The following is a 15356-nucleotide window of genomic DNA, read 5'->3' on the forward strand; positions in this document are numbered from 1 at the left end:
CCCGAACCCTGGTGCTGCTCCGCAGTCGCGACCGAGCCGAGTTCGTCAGCCCACCCGCGGGGTCGCAGCGAACGGCGATCCACCACGTCCTGTCCTTGACATCGCCACGGCACCACCTGCCCCTTCCCGGCTTCGCGTTTCGGTTCAACCGTGGTTCAAGCATGCACCCGTGTGCCCCCGGTCACAACCCCAAAGCAGGGTCCTGAACTGGTGAAACGCACGGTCACTATCCGAAACAGACAGTCTCCGTGAGGCCCCTGTGAGTGGCGTCGACCACCCACACGGGCGCCCCGCCCCCACCCACACGCTACGCTGACACCCGAGGGAGGCGTGGCAGAGCGGCCGAATGCACCTGTCTTGAAAACAGGAGTCCTTCACGGGACCGGGGGTTCAAATCCCTCCGCCTCCGCACAGTCTGACCAGCCTTTTCACGGTCACCCGCGCAGACTCGCGACCCCTGCTCAAGATCATGTGGTCGCGGTGTGGTCGCATCCTGCACCGCCTGCTCTGCGCGGCGCTCCGCGGCGGCAGCGTCCAGGGCGTCGCCCATCGCGTCCGCGGCCTCGGTCGCGACCTCGTGCGTGAGGTGCCCGTACAGGTCCGACGTGATCCCAATCTTGCTGTGTCGCAACATCTTCGACACGATCGCCAGCGGCACACCTGCCGCGATCAGCAGCGTCGCCGCACCATGCCGCAGGTCGTGAATGCGGATCTTGGGCAGGTCGGCGGCGGTCGTGATCGCGCGGAACCGGTTGAGCACCGTCTCGGGCCGCAGCGGTTCGCCGTTCTCCTTGGCGAACACGAGGTCGTCGCCCTCGTACTCGTCGCCCCACTCGGCGCGCTCGACCGCCTGCCGGGCGGCCTGCAGCTTGAGCGCCTCGACCACCCGGCGGGACAGCCCGACCCAGTCCGCCGACGCCATGGTCTTCGGCTCGCTGATCACCAACCGGCCACCGACCACCGACAGGGTGCGGCGGATGTACATCCGGCGGCCGTCGAGGTCGACATCGGACCAGCGCACCGCGAGCGCCTCACCGCGTCGCAGACCGCACCCGGCGATCACCTCGAACAGCGTGCCGAGCCGGTCGCCAGACGCTCCCTCGAGGAAGGCCGCGAGCTGGCCGGCCGACCACGGAATGCGCTCCTCGCTGTCGACGGGCTGCCGCACGACGTGCTCGACGACGTTGTGCGGCAGGCGCCGCTGCTTCACCGCGTCGGTGAGCGCGCTCGACAGGCACGACAGGATGCGGTTCACGGTGACCGCGCCACGGCCGGCCTCGACGAGATCCTCGGCGAAGTCCCGCACGTGATCGTGATCGAGGTGTTCGAGCCGGTGCGGGCCGAGCGCCGGGATGATGTCCTGCTCGACGTACCGACGGTAGTCGTCCATCGTCTTCGCCTTGCGCTGCAAGGCTTTCTCAGTGAGCCAGCCGGTCAGGTAGGCGGCGACCGTCTCGCGGTCGTTCACCTTGACCCGCAGTCGGGTGCGGTCGAGCACGTCGTCGAGCGCCTTCTGCGCGGCCCGCTTGGTCTCGTGGCCACCGCGCCGCAGCGTCTTCCGCTTGCCGTCCACAGTGGGCACATCAACGGCGTAGTACCAGACGCCGTGCTTCGCGTTCGACGCCAGCTGTGGGCACGCCGTGCCGAGCTGCTTCCCGTCCACGCGGCACGCGCACCGCCGGTAGACCCGACCCTTGCCGCTCATCTGCCCAACGCCTCCCTGAGTTCCTGTTCGAGCTGCTGCGTGAAGTTGCGCTGCCGGGACGCGGCACCCGTCGACCCCGGGTCGCCCACGTCGCCGACACGGTCACGCCGTTCCTCGGTCGCGGTCTGGCCGTAGAGGCTCTGCGCCGCCTGGATCACCGTCCGCACGATCTCCCTGTCGGTGGCGTCCAGGCCGAGACGGTCGGCGATCTCAGCCGCGACCGGATCAGCCCTCGCCGGGTCGTCCAGGTTCCAGTCCGGAACCTGGCCCCGCGCCAGGGCGCCTGCGAGGCCATCGCGCGGGATGAACGCGCGCTCGCTGAAGCGGACATCACCGGCGCCCTTGATCAGCTCATGGATCGGTACGACGAGCACGATGGCGAGCTGCACCAACTCGGCGAGCGTCGCCGACTCCCGTTCCCCGCTCTCCAGCGCGAATACCCGCCCCTTGGTCCAGCGGTCCCCAAGGGTGCTGAGCATCCGCGCGAGTTCAGCCTGCGTGACCCCCCGCTCGGTGCGTCGACGGCGGACGACCTCACCGACGGCCGCCCCGATCGAGATGACCGAGTCGTCCGTACCGGCCGCCCCGATCCAGCCGGGCAGCGCTTCCGCGTGCGGAACCTGAATGCCCGTTGTCTTGCCTCGCGCCTTGCCCATGACCGGCACCGTACCGACTCGACAGGCCGGATGGCAATGACCGTAGGGTATGAACTTGACGGTCGGGTTGACACGAACTCTGACGGGTGGCAATCTCAGAGACCTGATCAACCGAACTGTCAGGAGGTGCCGTGCTCACGAAGCTACGTGCGTGGCGCACAGCCCAGGGCTACACACTCGCGGAGGTCGCCGGCCTCACAGGTCTGTCCGAGGCGATGCTCAGTCGTGTCGAGACGAGACAGCGGAACCTTGCCCCGCGCCAGCGGGTCGTTATGGCCCGTCGGCTCGGCGTCCAGGTCGCCGAGCTGTTCGAGGTCGAGCCGCTGGAAGTGTCCGCGTGACCGGCCGGACCGCCGCCGAGATCCTCGCCGACGCGGGCCCCACTGTGTCCATCCCCGAGGCTGCCACCGTGCTCGGGATCTCCCGCGGGCACGGCTACGCGCTCGCTGGCCGCGGCGAACTCGAAGCGGTCGGCGTTCGCGTGCTCCGACTCGGCGCCCGCTGGCGCGTGCCGACCGCCGACCTTCGCCGCGTGCTCGGCGTCGACACGGCGGCCTGACCCGAGATGTCCACACCCCACCACCAACGCAGCACCCGCCGCCCGGCCAGCGGCACCACCAACCAGCACGCCGCCCGACCACATCACCACCGCGGCCAACCAACCCCGGCAGGCTCCCACCCTCCACTGCCCGGGCCACGGAGCAACAAGTGTCCACACGCGACAGAAGGCGCCCCGCTCACACGGGACGCCTTCCGCTGAACCCCACCACACCGCAGCACGACCAACAGGCCCCAACCTACGGAGCGCGTGTCACGGACGACCGCGCCGAGTTCGAGGCACGCCGCGCCGCCGCCATGCCCGCCAGGCACGCGCAGCGGCTCCGCAACCTCGCCGCCAGCCCCGACGCCCGCCAGCGCCTCGCCGACACACCGGTGTTCGCGCCCCTGTTCCTCGAACCCCAGGACGGTGATCGCAGTGAGTGAGATCGCCGACCAGCTCCGCGCCCGCCGCGCCGCCTCGTACCGCCTGCCACCTCTCGCCTGCGGCCACCGAGACCCCCTCGACTGCCCGCAGCCACAGTGGACCGCCGCCGCACGCGCCGCCTGGTACCACCTCAACCGGCTCGGCCTCGTCGACCGGGACGGCTTCGTCACCGCGATCCTGGCGGGCGCCGCATGACCGACTCACCACGCCTCCACGTGATCGACGGGTATGGCGCCCACGACGACCCGATGCCGCCATGGTCCGAGCCTGCGGAGCAAGCCGTGCTCGGCGCCGTGCTGCAGTCCGAGCACGCGCGCGCCGAGGTCGCCGAGATCGTCGAGCGCAGCGACTTCTTCAAGCCAGCCCACGCCGCCATCTACGCCGCCGTCCACGACCTGGCCGGCTCAGGTCGGCCAGTCGACGCCGTCACCATCGTCGACGAACTGGAGCGGCGCGGTGAACTCCGTCGCGTCGGTGGCGCCCCCTACCTGCACACCTGCATCGCTGCCTGCCCCGCGCCGGTGAGCGCAGGCCACTACGCCGAGATCGTCCGCGACAAGGCCGAGGACCGGCGGCTCATCATGTCCGGCCAGCGGCTCACCCAGCTCGCCAGCCGGCCGCCGGGCGACGAACGTCGGCAGGCCGTTCACGATGAGTTCGCCGCGGTGACCACCGCCCTCAGCCGCGGCACGGCGGGCGCGGGGGAGCACCTCGACCACCTGAACCGGTTCGTCGACGGCGCCGCGTTCCTCCTCGACGCACCCAACGACATGCCCGCCGTGTGGGGCAACGGCAACGACGTCCTGTGGGCTGAGGGCGAGGCCCTGATGATCTGCGGCGGCAATGGCGTCGGCAAGACCACCCTCGCCGCACAGCTCGTGCGCTGCCGCCTCAACCTCGACACCGACGTTCTCGGCTACCCCGTGAAGCCCGGCGCCCGCCGCGTGCTGTACCTCGCCATGGACCGCCCCGCCCAGATCCAGCGGGCCCTACGCCGCGCGTTCGACCCCGAGGAACGCCAGGTGCTCGCCGACGCCCTCGTGTTCTGGAAGGGACCGCCGGTCGCCGACATGGCCGAACGGCCGTTCCTGCTCCGCCAGATGTGCGAGCAGGCCGACGCCGACACCGTGATCGTCGACAGCCTGAAGGACGCAGCGATCGGCCTCTCAGCCGACGAGGTCGGCGCAGGCTGGAACCGCGCCCGGCAGGCCGCCGTGTCCTCCGGGATCGAGGTACTCGAGCTGCACCACCTCGTGAAGCGCAACGCCAACGGCGGCCGCCCCGAGTCCATCGAGGACGTCTACGGGTCCGCGTGGCTCACCGCCGGCCTCGGCTCCGCCATCCTGCTCGACGGCGCCCCCGGCGACCCCCTCGTGAAGTTCAAGCACCTCAAGCAGCCCATGAACGAGCTCGGCCCCTGGGAAGTCGTGCACGACCACGACCACGGCGTCAGCAGCATCCGCGGCCAGGTCGACCCGCTGCAGATCCTCCGCGCCCAGAGCAGCATCACCGCGAAAGCCCTCGCCGAGATCATGTTCGACGGCGCCCCCAAGCCCGCGCAGGTCGAGAAAGCCCGCCGCGCCCTCGAACGACTGTCCACCGCGAAGCTCGCGTGGAAGGTCTCCCCAGGCGGCACGCAGCCCGCCGTGTACTACGCCGCCGCCACCCCGGACGTCGACGAACCATGACCCACACACGGCACCTCACGACCTCACGAACGACCTCACGCCCCACCCCGGAGCGTGAACCCTCACGCCACCCAACCCGACCTCACGCCGACAGCAAACCCGCAGGTCCAGACCTCACGCGCAACCTCACGCACCTCACGCCCGCACCACCTCACGCTCTCTCCCCCCTTTAGAAGGGGGAGAGCGTGAGCAGACCCAGCCAGCACCACCAGAGAGGACCCCGCCACCGTGACCGACCGAACCGACGACCCCGACCTACTCGCCCTCTACACCACGCTGGCCGAGCAGCGGGGCGTGTCCATCACCGCGGTTCAGGCTCTGTCTGTCGCCGATATGCACGTCGAGGTGATCCTGCTCCGCGCCATCGCAGCCCTCGAACGCCTCGCCCACAACGACACCAGACCCGGGAAAGAGCCCGCCGCGGTCCTGAGGCAGACCATCGCCCACCTCGAAGCCCTCTCACCCCTGACCCTGCACCAAGCCGTCGAAACCAAGCTTGAACAGTTCCTCGACAACCCGGAACCAACCCGATGACCGACCACCCCAAGGGCGTACGGCGGACGTACGCTTCGCGCGCACATGACGACGATGGGCCCCACGTCGGACCTGCTCAACCCCAGAGGTTGACCCCTGGTGGCGAGCATGAGGGGACGCCGGGGCCGATCGAGCGCCGGTACCTCGCGGACGGGTTCGGCCGCCGCCTGCGGCAGCTACGGCGCCGTGCCGGCCTGACGCAGCAGCAGCTCGCCGACCGGGCGGACCGGACGCGCGGGCACGTGAGCCGCCTGGAGCGCGGGTTGCGGCGCCCGGAGTGGCGGACGCTGCTGCTGCTGTCGCAGGCGCTCGCGCCGACGAGGGCCGAGCAGAAGGCGATCAGGGTCGAGCTGCGCATGCTGGCCGGCGACAGCGCGCGGGAGTGGCGCCGCGGTGGCCGGCACTACGTGGCGTCGGTCGAGGCCGAGCTGCCCGCGGTCATGGCCAAGGTCAACCGGCAGCTCCGGGTCGCGGGGCTCGACGAGATGCCGCCATTGCCCGGCGCCGGAAAGTGACCCGGCTCAGGAACCCGCCAAACCTGCAGGTCGCGCAGGGTGGGTCTGGTCCCACAAGACGGATGTCCTCGGCCGGGCGACCGCCGGTGACCTTCTTGGGGGCGTCCCCAAAAGCACGGCCACGTCGTGTCCGGTGTTTGCGGCGGCAGCCTAGGCGCGGTGGTCGTGTACAGAATGGTTGTTTTGTAGCCGAGTTCGAGGACTGCTGGGATGACCGTCGGCAGCGAGTTTCGGCAGGTCGGCCAGGTTACCGGCGCCGGTAACCTAGACCTTCTCCGGGCACTCGACGTTGGCGGACTTGACGATGCGGGTCTCGCGCTCGAACCGGCTCATCGTCTCCGGCCAGTCGACCCACACGTCGCTGTACACGAGTTCGCCCGGGGTCCATCCCGTGTCGAGCAGGGCACACAGCCGTTCGTTCGAGGTTGGCTCGTTCGACTTCCCGCCGCTCAGGATCGATCCGACGACCACTATGGCCGCGACGACACCGACCAGGGGCAGGAAGACCCGGGCGGGCGTGATGCGGAACTGGCGCTTCGGCGTGCTGGCCGGCTGGTCGGTGTTCGGGTCGCTCATGGTGTCCTTCCGATGTGGTGGCCTATCTGGTGAATGGTCGCGATCGGGGCGCGCACGTTACGGGTCAGCTGGCCGCAGTCCGGGCATCGGAGCGTGTCCGACGTCTCGGGTGACCAGACCCGCACGTACCGGCCACAGACGGCCTCAACGACGAGGACACCGTTGATCACCCGCGGACGCGTGCACCACACCGGCACGTGCGCGATGCGTCGCAGGAACAGGCCGCGCAACCACAGGTCGTCAACGTTCGTCGGCATCGGTGGTCCGTCCTGCGCGGCGCTGCCAGGTGAGGCACTCGGGGCACAGTGTCGATGTCGGCCCTTCCGTGCCGGTCGGGTCGACGGGGATGCCACACAGGCCGCGGTCGGTGTCGGCGTAGTGCACGACGAGAGGCGCGTTGACCGATGGGCGCCACGCACGTTGGGTCATGTCGCTCAGGTCCACCGCTTGTGCCTGACGTCGACGTGCACGTCCATGACGTCCTGTGCCCACTCTTCGGTGGTCCCGGTCCCGAAGCGCTCGATGCGGGCGCAGTTCCACCCTTCCACCGGGCAGGTCAGCCACAGCGTCCCCTCGTACCACACGGTCAGAGGTTCCTTGCAGACGATGCGCCCGGGTGCGGACGCCAGCGCGGGTGCACGTGCAGGCACAGCCATGTGACGGACGCTACGTCTGCCCTGACCTCGCACGTTTCCCCGCAGGAAACTGGGGTAGGTATCGTTCGGGGTATGGCTGACTCGATCGGTTTGACCATCCGCAGGTTGCGCCGCTGGCGCGGGCTCACCCTCGACCAGGCCGCGGGTCTCGCTGGCCTGTCCAAGGGCTACCTGTCCAAGATCGAGAACGGGGTCAAGCCCGTCGACCGGCGCTCAACCCTCGTCGCGATAGCGGGCGCCCTGCGGGTCTCGCTGGCCGACATCACCGGCGACGGCCTGGAGATCCGCGACCCCGACGCGGATAGCACCGTCCCAGCCATCCGGCAAGCACTCCTCGACACCGACCTCGACGGCGCCGACCCGCCCGTCGGGGACCTGGCCGAGCTGACCGCCGAGACCCACCTACTCGCGGCGCTCCGGCAGGCCAACGAGGTCGCCGAGGTCGGCCGGCGCCTGCCTGCGCTCCTGACCGCGCTGCACACCCACGTGCCCGCACCGGACGGCCTCCGCGCCCTCGTCACAACCACCCACACGGCCGCGCTGTTGACGAAGGAACTCGGCGCCCCGGACCTGTCCTGGATCGCGGCGGAACGCGGCTACGAGGCCGCCACACGGCTCGGTGAACCTGCGTGGGTGGCGCTGGCAGAGTTCGCCCGAACGCAGGCGCTGAGCGCTCTCGGTGCGCACGCGCGGGCCGACAAGCTGGCACACCGCGCACTCGACACCGTGCCGGCCGGGGCGACTGCCATACGTGGCGCGCTGATCCTCACGACGGGGCACACGGCGGCCGTGCTGGGCGGCGACCCCTCCGCGCCGCTCGATGAAGCGACCAGCCTGGCCGAGCACGTCGAGGACGCCAACGAGCACTTCCTCCTGTTCCAACCAACCAACGTCGTGCTGTGGCGGATGTCTGCCGCGCTCGAGCGCGGCGACCACGCGACCGCCGCGACACTGGCCGACAGGATCAACCCTGCCGCTCTGGGGATCGACTCTCGGCGAACGACCTTCCTCATCGAGCGTGCCCGCGCCCTGTATGGGCTCCGGCGTCCGGACGAGGAGGTCATCAGCCTGTTGCTGCGTGCGGAGAAGCTCGGCCCCGTCCGCGCACGCGCCAACCCGTTCGCCCGGGAGATCGTGTCCACAATGGTGACTCGCGCTCGCCGCGAGTCCGTCGCCCGGGAGGCGCGCGGCCTGGCGTCACGCATGGGCCTGTTGAGGTCCGCCTAGGGGACCCGCCGCGTGACACGGCGGCCGGACCGTCGGCCGCATGCAGGACTTCGGGAAGGTGCTCGCGCAGGCGGAGCAGGCCATCCGGGCGGCGATGGTGCAGGGCGTGCACGAGTCGTGCGAGGACCTGCTCAGCGTGTCCCGCGACGAGATCCCGTACGACCAGGGCGACCTGTCGAACTCCGGACTCGCCTCGACCGAGTCCACCAGCACCGGCGCGCACGGCGCCGTCGGGTACGACACCCCGTACGCGGTCGTCCAGCACGAGGCGGTTGACTTCCGCCACCAGGACGGCCGCAAGGCCCACTTCCTCGGCGACCCGCTGCGCGAGTACGCCGACCGCTACCTGCAGCACATCGCCGGCACCATCGGGGACGCGCTGAGCTAGGCGCTGACCAGCGGATTCACGCAGGGTGCGTGACACTCGTCCCTGATCGTCTGGGCATGGCTCTCCTGGTCGGTCAACTGCTCGCGGACATCAGCGCGGACGCGGCGAAGTACTTCGCGACGGTGAAGCGCGTCGAGGCCGAGCACGACCGGCTCACCAAGAAGCTCGGCGGCGAGAAGCCGGCCATCGACGCCGACCCGAAGCCGTTCGAGAAGACGTCTGAGAAGGTCGCGAAGTCCAGCAAGGACACCGCGAAGGCGATCGACTCGGCGTTCAACGCCGCGTGGCGGTCGGTGGTCTCCGACCTGCAGCGTGTCGAGAAGCAGGCGTGGGAGTCCGGCGACGGCATCAGCGACGCGTTCACCACCTCCCTCGCGCAGGCCCGCGCAGAGCTGGAACGCCTCCACCGAGAGGGCAAGACCACCGGCGCCGGCCTGGAAACCGAACTCGGCGACGCCCTGCGCAACATCAAAGCCGACGTCAGGGAACTCGGCCCCGCTGGCCGCGAGGCTGGCGCAGAGATGGGCGGCGGACTGCGTGACGGCCTGTCCGAGGCGCTCGGCATGGTCGGCGGCGGGGGCCCAGTCGGTGACCTGATCGGTTCCCTGGGCGGCGGCGGGAAGGCCGGGTTCCTCGGGCTCGGGCTCGCGGTCGGCGGCGCCCTGATCTCCGGTATCCAGCAACGCTGGGCCGAGTTGAAGGTGGGTGCGCTGATCGCCGCGCAGACAGGCGCCGCGGCGAGCGAGGCCGGCCGGCTCGGGTCGCTCGCGGGCGACATGCTCGCCAGCGGGGTCGTCGACTCCCTCGAGGACGCGGGCGCCGCCATCTCGGCAGTGGTCAACGTGCTGATCCCCGCCGACGCCACCGAAGCGGCGATCGGCCGTATCGCGTCGAAGGTGTCGACGCTGTCCACGGTGATGGGCGAGGAGTTTAGCCGGATCTCCCGCTCGGCGAAGACCATGCTGCTCAACGGCTTGGCCGACAACGTGGGGCAGGCGCTCGACATGATCGGGCAGGCCAACGCGCAGGGCTTGAACATCGCAGGTGACCTGCTGGACACCATGGACGAGTACAGCGGCCAGTTCGCGCGCCTCGGCCTGGAAGGGCCGGAAGCGCTCGGCCTGATGTCACAGGCCCTGCAGGGCGGCGCCCGTGACATGGACTTCGCGGCCGACGCGTTGAAGGAGCTGGCGATCAACACGCGGGACCTGTCGCGGCCGGAGACCCTGCGCGGGTTCGAAGCGCTCGGGTTCAACGCCGAAGACATGGCCCGCAAGTTCGGCGCCGGGGGCGACTCCGCGAAGCAGGCGTTGCGGGATGTCCTGAACGGGCTACAGGCCATAAAGGACCCGATCGTCCGCAACACCGCGGCCGTGGATCTCTTTGGTACCAAGGCCGAGGACTTGGGAACGGCGTTGTTCTCGATGGACTTGGACGACGCGGCAAGCCAGTTCGGCGAGTACGCCGGCTCTGTCGAGGACGCCGCGCAGAAGCTGCAGCAGGCGATCCCGTTCACCGAGAAACTCAGCCGCGGGTTCGAGAACATGACGAGCGACGTCATCGAATCGTCCGAGGCGTTCGGCAAGTGGACCGAGTCGTGGAGCGGCTGGGATCCGATGAGCGGCGGCCTGGACGCGGCGCAGCAGAAGATCAACGAGTTCAACGCGGCGATCGACCGCTGGGCGTCCACTGGAGACACGAAGTGGCTTGACGAGCTGAAGAAGAAGTACCCCGAGATGGCGGAGGCGATCGGCAAGTACATCGAGGCCAACAAGGGCGTGGTCAACGCGCAGCATGACGCCGAGGGCGCGTCCGACGACGTGACGGGCGCCTACGCGCAGCAGATCGAGACCATGGACGACCTGATCGACCGGCAGAAAACGTACTCCAACACCTACGTGAACTCCGCCGAAGCGCAGATCAACTACAACCAGGCGCTCGCGGACGCCGCGGAACTGTCGGGGAAGGTCGCAGACGGCCTGAACGACACGAAGAGCGGGTTCGACTTCACCACCGAGGCGGGGCAGAAGGCACAGGGCGCTATCAACGACGTGGTGACCTCCGGTTGGGACATGGTTGCAGCCCTCAGCGCAGACCACGCCTCGACCGCGCAGCTGAACGACGTGATCGCCCAGTCGAACACGAAGCTGTACGAGCTGCTCGTCGCGATGGGCGTGAACTCCGACGCGGCCAAGATCATGGCTGACAGGATGTTCGGCATCCCAGACGTGGACCCGTCGGTCACGTTGGTGGACAACGCCTCGCCGAAGATCAAGGAAGTCACCGACAAGCTCAACGGCCTCGACGGCAAGTGGATCAACACCTACGTCAACACGATCTTCAAGCAGACCGGCACGGCGCCACCGAACTCACCGGCAGGTGGCGGCGGGCTGCTGGGTAGTTCGGCCGGGGGCGCGACGGGCGCGATCGCCGAGTTCTACGCGCAGGGCGGGCTACGGCCGCTTGCGCCCGCAGCTTCGATCATCGGGTCGTGGTCCCGTACTGGGGTCATGCGGGTGATCGGCGACAACGCCAGGTTCGACGAGGCGTACATCCCGCTCGACCGGGCGAGCAGTCGTTCGCAGGCGATCCTCGACGAGGCGATCTCCCGGCTGCGGCCGGAGTGGCTCCGAGGCGGCAACGGCTCTGGTGGCGGCAGCTCGACCTATGTGGACCGCTCGGACCGGTCGCGCTCGATCACGGTCAACGCGGTGCAGGGTGTGCCGACGATCCAGCAGCTGCGGGACCTGCAGCACGAGCAGGAGGTGCTCTATAGCCTCACGTGAGCTGGTGTGGATCATCCCGAACTCGGCGACCACCACGCGACCACATGCACCATAGACCATACGCGATGTGACACCCCCGCCAGACCCTGAACGCATGCCCACGACCAAGACAGCAGACACCATCAAGGCGGCTCGGCAAGACCCCGCCGTCGCGAAGAAGTACCGCACCAGTGCCGAGGCCGCCTTCGCCGATGCCACCGAAGCCGAGAACGACGCCCACAGAGAGGCGACGCGGGCCGCGAACCACGTCGACGAGCTGGAACGGCGCGTCGCCGCCGGAGACCTCACGATCTCCGCGTCCGACCTCGGCGACGCCCGCGAGGGGGCGCGACTCGCCGCGCTGCGCACGCAGGCGTTCCCCGCGAAGACCAGCGAGGCCCAACGCGAGGCCGACCGCGCGAGGCTGTTCGACACCTGCCACGAGCTCGCCGCGCTCGACGCCCGGTGGAACACGGCCCTCGACGAGACCGCTGCGGCGGCCGTCAAGCACCTGACGACGCTGCTGGCCGAGTACTCCGCGGTCACCGACGATCTCCGCGAAGTTACCCGTCACCTCGGTGGCGGCCACGCCGACGACGCTGCCGACGCGCCTGCAGGCACTGTCCACTATCGACCCCGTGAGGGGTTTGTTCCCGCGATGCAGCTGCCCGACATCGACGAACTGATCGGCGAGCTGCTCGCTGCCGCGTTCGAACGCGCATTCGGGCACCTGGGGATCGGCGCGTTCGGCACCACGACCTTGCAGGGCAAGGTGCGGCAGATGACGGGCACCGCCCAGCGGTCTGCGCCAACCGAAACGCTGGACCTCATCGAAGGCCGGTTGGGTCCTCGGCAGGACCCGCCGCAGCCCAGCCGCCACGGGATGCCGAAGTACGTCACGGTCGAGAGGGCCTGAGTCATGACGATACCCACCGCCACCGAACCGGCTCCGATGCCGCACCCCAACGACGACGGCGACTTCGCCGCCGCCCGGCAGGCCCCTGTGGACTATCAGGCCACTGTGGACAGGGTCCGCGAGGACCCGCGGGTCAGTGACCTCGGGAAGGCCGAGAGGATCGCCGAGGCGTACAGCGCGTACATCAGCGCGATGGACGGCGCGTGGGAGCGCCTGCAGGGCCGCCGGCAGGCCCGGCATGACTGGCTCGCCGGGCAGGTGCCGACCGGGCACGGCATCGCCGAGGACGCGTCACCGGCCGACCGGGCGGCGCTGATGGCGGCGTTCCGCGGGCACTATGACCGGGCGTCCAGCATGGACATGAAGGGCCGGGCGCAGATGCTCGACGAGGCTGACCGGTTCGGCGACGAGCCCGCCCGCCGTGCCGCGCTCACGGCCATCGTCGAGAACGGCGAGCACCACACGACACTGCGGAGTCGACCCGACCGCTACGCCACCGTGGTTGCTCACCTCGACGAGTTGGGCGCGCTGCGGGGCAACAGTGCTGCGCGGGGGTTCGAGTGGCAGACGTTCCGCTCACAGCGGGTGAAGCAGCCGCGGGAGATCGACCAGATCCCCGAGTTGCAGGCGGCGCAGGAGGCGCGCCACGCGGCGTGGCGACGTGCAGGGCAGATGCGGTGAAGGTCGAGGTCACTGATCTCGGGTCACTGCGCGGCGGGCCACAGGCCATCGTGGACGCCGCGCAGTGACCGCCGTGCTCGTGCAGCCGGGCCGCATCCCGCGCGAGGTGCCGGACTGGCACGACCAGGGCCGGTGTCGGGACTTCCCGCACCTGGACTTCGTCGACCCCGGCGCCGTCGACGCCTTCGACCGGCCTACCGCGGCCAAACGGCGCGCTGCGGAGTACGCCTGCCGGGTCGTCTGCTCCACCTGCCCTCTCCGCCTCCCGTGCGCGGTGGGGGCGTTGGAACGTGCGGAGAAGCACGGTATCTGGGGTGGCCTCGACTACCAGGACCGGAAGCGGATCGCGGCCCGGTACGGCTACCTGCCGCCCGGCGATCCGCCGCCGCACGGGACGAACGCGCGTCGGGTGAAGTGGGGTTGCGACTGCCCCGAATGCAAGGGCGCGCACGCCCTGTACGAGGCCATGCGCCGCGAGAAGAAGCGGGCCGAGGGGTCCGCGTTCGTGAAGCGTCTCGGCGAGCTTCGGGAGGCGCACGGCTGGTCGTATAAGGAACTGGCCAACCGGGCGGGGCTGACCGTCGACAAGGCGCACAGCGTCGCCGTCAGCGAGACCGCACCGGACGTTGACACGGTGACCGCGCTCGTGCGGGCGTTCGCCGAGGACCCGGCCGACCGCACGCGCCTGGCCGAGGAGCTGCACCAGCTCGCCGGCACCGCGGTCGGTGTCGTCGAGGCGAACGGGCGTCGGCTGCTGGTGATGGCCGGCTCACGGCACGACCTCGAGGTGCAGCATCTGCGGGCGCTCGCGGGCGCTCCGGTGCCGCCGCGGCGGTTGCGTGTGGACCGGGCGGCCTACCGCAGGCGGGTGCGGGCCCGGGTGCGGCGTCGACGCCGCTGACAGACGCGAGAGGGCCCCGACCGGGTGTTGGTCGGGGCCCTTCTGCGTTGGTGCTACTCGAAGGGCAGCGCGTCGAGGTCGATGATCGGGGTGCGGCGCAGCACGCGGGGTTTGCCGGCGCGCGTGCGGCCGTCCGCCGCGTGGCCGATCTCGACGACCTCGTTCGGCCGGACCAGGTACGGGTGGTTGTTCGGGTCGGCCTCCTGCAACGCGATCTGGAGGCACGGGGTGCTGGCGTGCTCGCCGAGCCAGATGGTGTTGCCGTCGAGCACCAGCCGCACGCGAGAGCCGTCGATCTCGTTGGCGCCGATCACTCGCGACCAGTCGTCCAGCGACACGGGCACGATCTGAAGCCCTCGGCGGGCGGCCCGCATCAGCATGGCCGCGAGGTCCGTGGCGGTGGTGGGCTTCTTGGCTGCGTTCCGGGCGGCGCGCCTGGCCTCGGGGGTGGCGGGGGCGGTCATCGGGCATCGCCGGCCAGCTCGGACGCGCGGTTCAGGGCGGTGGCCAGGGAGGCGGCGCCGGCAGCGGTGAACGCGTTCATGCCGACGGGCGTCCCGTCCGAGTTCCACATCTCGACCCGGGTCGCATCGATGGTGCCGTCGGCGCCCAGCCAGCGAACGAGGTTGATCACGATGGGCTGCGCGCCGGTCTCCATCTGCTCGACGGTGTCGACGTAGACGGTGCACGTGTGCCCGGCTTCGCACGGGTCGGCGAGGTCACGCTCGCGGTCGGCCGTGTACTCGCAGTCGGGCAGACAGGGCGCGATGGACGGTAGGGTGATGCTCACGGTCGTTCTCCTCTAGCCAGGGGATCGGTCCCAGGCCCTCGGTCGGTGCGCCAACACCGCCGGGGGCCGTTTGCTTGCTTGCCAACAGTGTTGCACAACTGAGTTGGGGTACACAACAGAGTTGGGCAACTGAGTTGTACAACTTGCTTGCGCAACTCAGTTGTGTCACGATCGGGAGCATGGCCAGCACCCTGCGCGAACTGACCGACGCCTACCGCGAAGCCACCAAAGCCCTCGACGAGGCGCGCGAGGCGCTCATCGAGGGCATCCGCCGCGACCGGGCAGCCGGGAAGCGGCCGGCTGACATCCTGCGCGAGATCGACCACGAGTGGACCAGCGAGTACCTGCGCAAGATCTTCAAGGGGTAGCTGTG

General features: G+C 69.9%; 21 protein-coding genes, 1 tRNA gene and 1 pseudogene. 15 read left to right on the forward strand and 8 right to left on the reverse strand.

All coding sequences use genetic code 11. The features are described 5' to 3' along the window. The first annotated feature begins 324 nt into the window (after nucleotides 1-324). A tRNA-Ser gene (locus CLV71_RS42015) sits at nucleotides 325-409 on the forward strand. Between the two features lie 231 nt (nucleotides 410-640). On the opposite strand, the pseudogene CLV71_RS50820 reads toward CLV71_RS42015, so the two are convergent. Continuing rightward, a pseudogene (locus CLV71_RS50820) lies at nucleotides 641-1705 on the reverse strand (tyrosine-type recombinase/integrase); the annotation flags it as partial. Continuing rightward, nucleotides 1702-2370: a hypothetical protein gene (locus tag CLV71_RS50825; RefSeq protein ID WP_133908544.1), complete on the reverse strand. Its 669-nt coding sequence runs from the start codon at nucleotides 2368-2370 to the stop codon at nucleotides 1702-1704. The pseudogene CLV71_RS50820 and the gene CLV71_RS50825, both read right to left, overlap by 4 nt. 122 nt (nucleotides 2371-2492) lie before the next feature. Here CLV71_RS50825 and CLV71_RS42035 point away from each other — a divergent pair, with 122 nt between their 5' ends. The 7 genes from CLV71_RS42035 to CLV71_RS42065 all read left to right on the forward strand — a co-directional run bounded on the left by CLV71_RS42035 (nucleotide 2493) and on the right by CLV71_RS42065 (nucleotide 6083). Continuing rightward, a complete protein-coding gene (locus tag CLV71_RS42035; protein WP_166664478.1) occupies nucleotides 2493-2702 on the forward strand; it encodes a helix-turn-helix domain-containing protein in 210 nt (69 codons plus the stop codon). Then, a complete protein-coding gene (locus CLV71_RS42040) occupies nucleotides 2699-2920 on the forward strand; it encodes a helix-turn-helix domain-containing protein (RefSeq protein ID WP_243867320.1) in 222 nt (73 codons plus the stop codon). Before CLV71_RS42035 ends, CLV71_RS42040 begins: the two co-directional genes overlap by 4 nt. Nucleotides 2921-3069: 149 nt before the next feature. Next, on the forward strand, nucleotides 3070-3345 hold the full coding sequence (locus CLV71_RS42045; RefSeq protein WP_133908546.1) for a hypothetical protein: 276 nt from the start codon (nucleotides 3070-3072) through the stop codon (nucleotides 3343-3345). After that, nucleotides 3338-3541 (forward strand): hypothetical protein, encoded by a 204-nt coding sequence (locus tag CLV71_RS42050; RefSeq protein ID WP_133908547.1) that lies wholly within the window; start codon nucleotides 3338-3340, stop codon nucleotides 3539-3541. The genes CLV71_RS42045 and CLV71_RS42050 overlap by 8 nt, the downstream gene beginning before the upstream one ends. After that, the gene (locus CLV71_RS42055) at nucleotides 3538-5034 is read left to right on the forward strand and encodes a DnaB-like helicase N-terminal domain-containing protein (protein ID WP_133908548.1); all 1497 of its coding nucleotides are present in this window, start codon (nucleotides 3538-3540) and stop codon (nucleotides 5032-5034) included. Before CLV71_RS42050 ends, CLV71_RS42055 begins: the two co-directional genes overlap by 4 nt. Nucleotides 5035-5262: 228 nt before the next feature. Further along, complete coding sequence (locus CLV71_RS42060; RefSeq protein WP_133908549.1) at nucleotides 5263-5568, forward strand: hypothetical protein; 306 nt, start codon at nucleotides 5263-5265, stop codon at nucleotides 5566-5568. An 89-nt stretch (nucleotides 5569-5657) separates the two neighbouring features. Next, a complete protein-coding gene (locus CLV71_RS42065) occupies nucleotides 5658-6083 on the forward strand; it encodes a helix-turn-helix domain-containing protein (protein ID WP_208297998.1) in 426 nt (141 codons plus the stop codon). A 264-nt stretch (nucleotides 6084-6347) separates the two neighbouring features. Here CLV71_RS42065 and CLV71_RS42070 read toward each other — a convergent pair whose 3' ends face one another. From CLV71_RS42070 to CLV71_RS42085, 4 genes are read right to left on the reverse strand one after another with little or no spacing between them, the layout of a single operon-like run. Then, on the reverse strand, nucleotides 6348-6659 hold the full coding sequence (locus CLV71_RS42070; protein ID WP_133908551.1) for a hypothetical protein: 312 nt from the start codon (nucleotides 6657-6659) through the stop codon (nucleotides 6348-6350). After that, nucleotides 6656-6916: a hypothetical protein gene (locus tag CLV71_RS42075; protein ID WP_133908552.1), complete on the reverse strand. Its 261-nt coding sequence runs from the start codon at nucleotides 6914-6916 to the stop codon at nucleotides 6656-6658. Before CLV71_RS42075 ends, CLV71_RS42070 begins: the two co-directional genes overlap by 4 nt. Then, the gene (locus tag CLV71_RS42080; protein WP_133908553.1) at nucleotides 6900-7088 is read right to left on the reverse strand and encodes a hypothetical protein; all 189 of its coding nucleotides are present in this window, start codon (nucleotides 7086-7088) and stop codon (nucleotides 6900-6902) included. The genes CLV71_RS42075 and CLV71_RS42080 overlap by 17 nt, the downstream gene beginning before the upstream one ends. A 5-nt stretch (nucleotides 7089-7093) precedes the next feature. After that, nucleotides 7094-7315, reverse strand: coding sequence for a hypothetical protein (locus tag CLV71_RS42085; protein ID WP_133908554.1), 222 nt, complete (start codon nucleotides 7313-7315; stop codon nucleotides 7094-7096). A 72-nt stretch (nucleotides 7316-7387) separates the two neighbouring features. On the opposite strand from CLV71_RS42085, the gene CLV71_RS42090 reads away from it, so the two are divergent. From CLV71_RS42090 to CLV71_RS42115, 6 genes are all read left to right on the forward strand, one after another. Further along, nucleotides 7388-8542 (forward strand): helix-turn-helix domain-containing protein, encoded by a 1155-nt coding sequence (locus CLV71_RS42090; protein ID WP_133908555.1) that lies wholly within the window; start codon nucleotides 7388-7390, stop codon nucleotides 8540-8542. A gap of 40 nt (nucleotides 8543-8582) precedes the next feature. Continuing rightward, nucleotides 8583-8930: a hypothetical protein gene (locus CLV71_RS42095; protein WP_133908556.1), complete on the forward strand. Its 348-nt coding sequence runs from the start codon at nucleotides 8583-8585 to the stop codon at nucleotides 8928-8930. Between the two features lie 56 nt (nucleotides 8931-8986). After that, nucleotides 8987-11716: a phage tail tape measure protein gene (locus tag CLV71_RS42100; RefSeq protein ID WP_133908557.1), complete on the forward strand. Its 2730-nt coding sequence runs from the start codon at nucleotides 8987-8989 to the stop codon at nucleotides 11714-11716. Between the two features lie 94 nt (nucleotides 11717-11810). Further along, nucleotides 11811-12611: a hypothetical protein gene (locus CLV71_RS42105; RefSeq protein ID WP_133908558.1), complete on the forward strand. Its 801-nt coding sequence runs from the start codon at nucleotides 11811-11813 to the stop codon at nucleotides 12609-12611. A 3-nt stretch (nucleotides 12612-12614) separates the two neighbouring features. Then, nucleotides 12615-13292: a hypothetical protein gene (locus CLV71_RS42110; RefSeq protein ID WP_133908559.1), complete on the forward strand. Its 678-nt coding sequence runs from the start codon at nucleotides 12615-12617 to the stop codon at nucleotides 13290-13292. Between the two features lie 64 nt (nucleotides 13293-13356). Further along, the gene (locus CLV71_RS42115) at nucleotides 13357-14193 is read left to right on the forward strand and encodes a WhiB family transcriptional regulator (protein WP_133908560.1); all 837 of its coding nucleotides are present in this window, start codon (nucleotides 13357-13359) and stop codon (nucleotides 14191-14193) included. A 53-nt stretch (nucleotides 14194-14246) separates the two neighbouring features. Here CLV71_RS42115 and CLV71_RS42120 read toward each other — a convergent pair whose 3' ends face one another. Both CLV71_RS42120 and CLV71_RS42125 read right to left on the reverse strand, forming a co-directional pair. After that, nucleotides 14247-14657, reverse strand: a complete 411-nt coding sequence (locus CLV71_RS42120; protein ID WP_133908561.1) for a hypothetical protein — start codon at nucleotides 14655-14657, stop codon at nucleotides 14247-14249. Then, the gene (locus tag CLV71_RS42125) at nucleotides 14654-14983 is read right to left on the reverse strand and encodes a hypothetical protein (protein ID WP_133908562.1); all 330 of its coding nucleotides are present in this window, start codon (nucleotides 14981-14983) and stop codon (nucleotides 14654-14656) included. The genes CLV71_RS42120 and CLV71_RS42125 overlap by 4 nt, the downstream gene beginning before the upstream one ends. A 179-nt stretch (nucleotides 14984-15162) precedes the next feature. Here CLV71_RS42125 and CLV71_RS42130 point away from each other — a divergent pair, with 179 nt between their 5' ends. Next, on the forward strand, nucleotides 15163-15351 hold the full coding sequence (locus tag CLV71_RS42130) for a hypothetical protein (protein WP_133908563.1): 189 nt from the start codon (nucleotides 15163-15165) through the stop codon (nucleotides 15349-15351). Nucleotides 15352-15356 lie beyond the last annotated feature (5 nt).

This window comes from Actinophytocola oryzae (genome assembly GCF_004364325.1).
Lineage (GTDB): Bacteria > Actinomycetota > Actinomycetes > Mycobacteriales > Pseudonocardiaceae > Actinophytocola > Actinophytocola oryzae.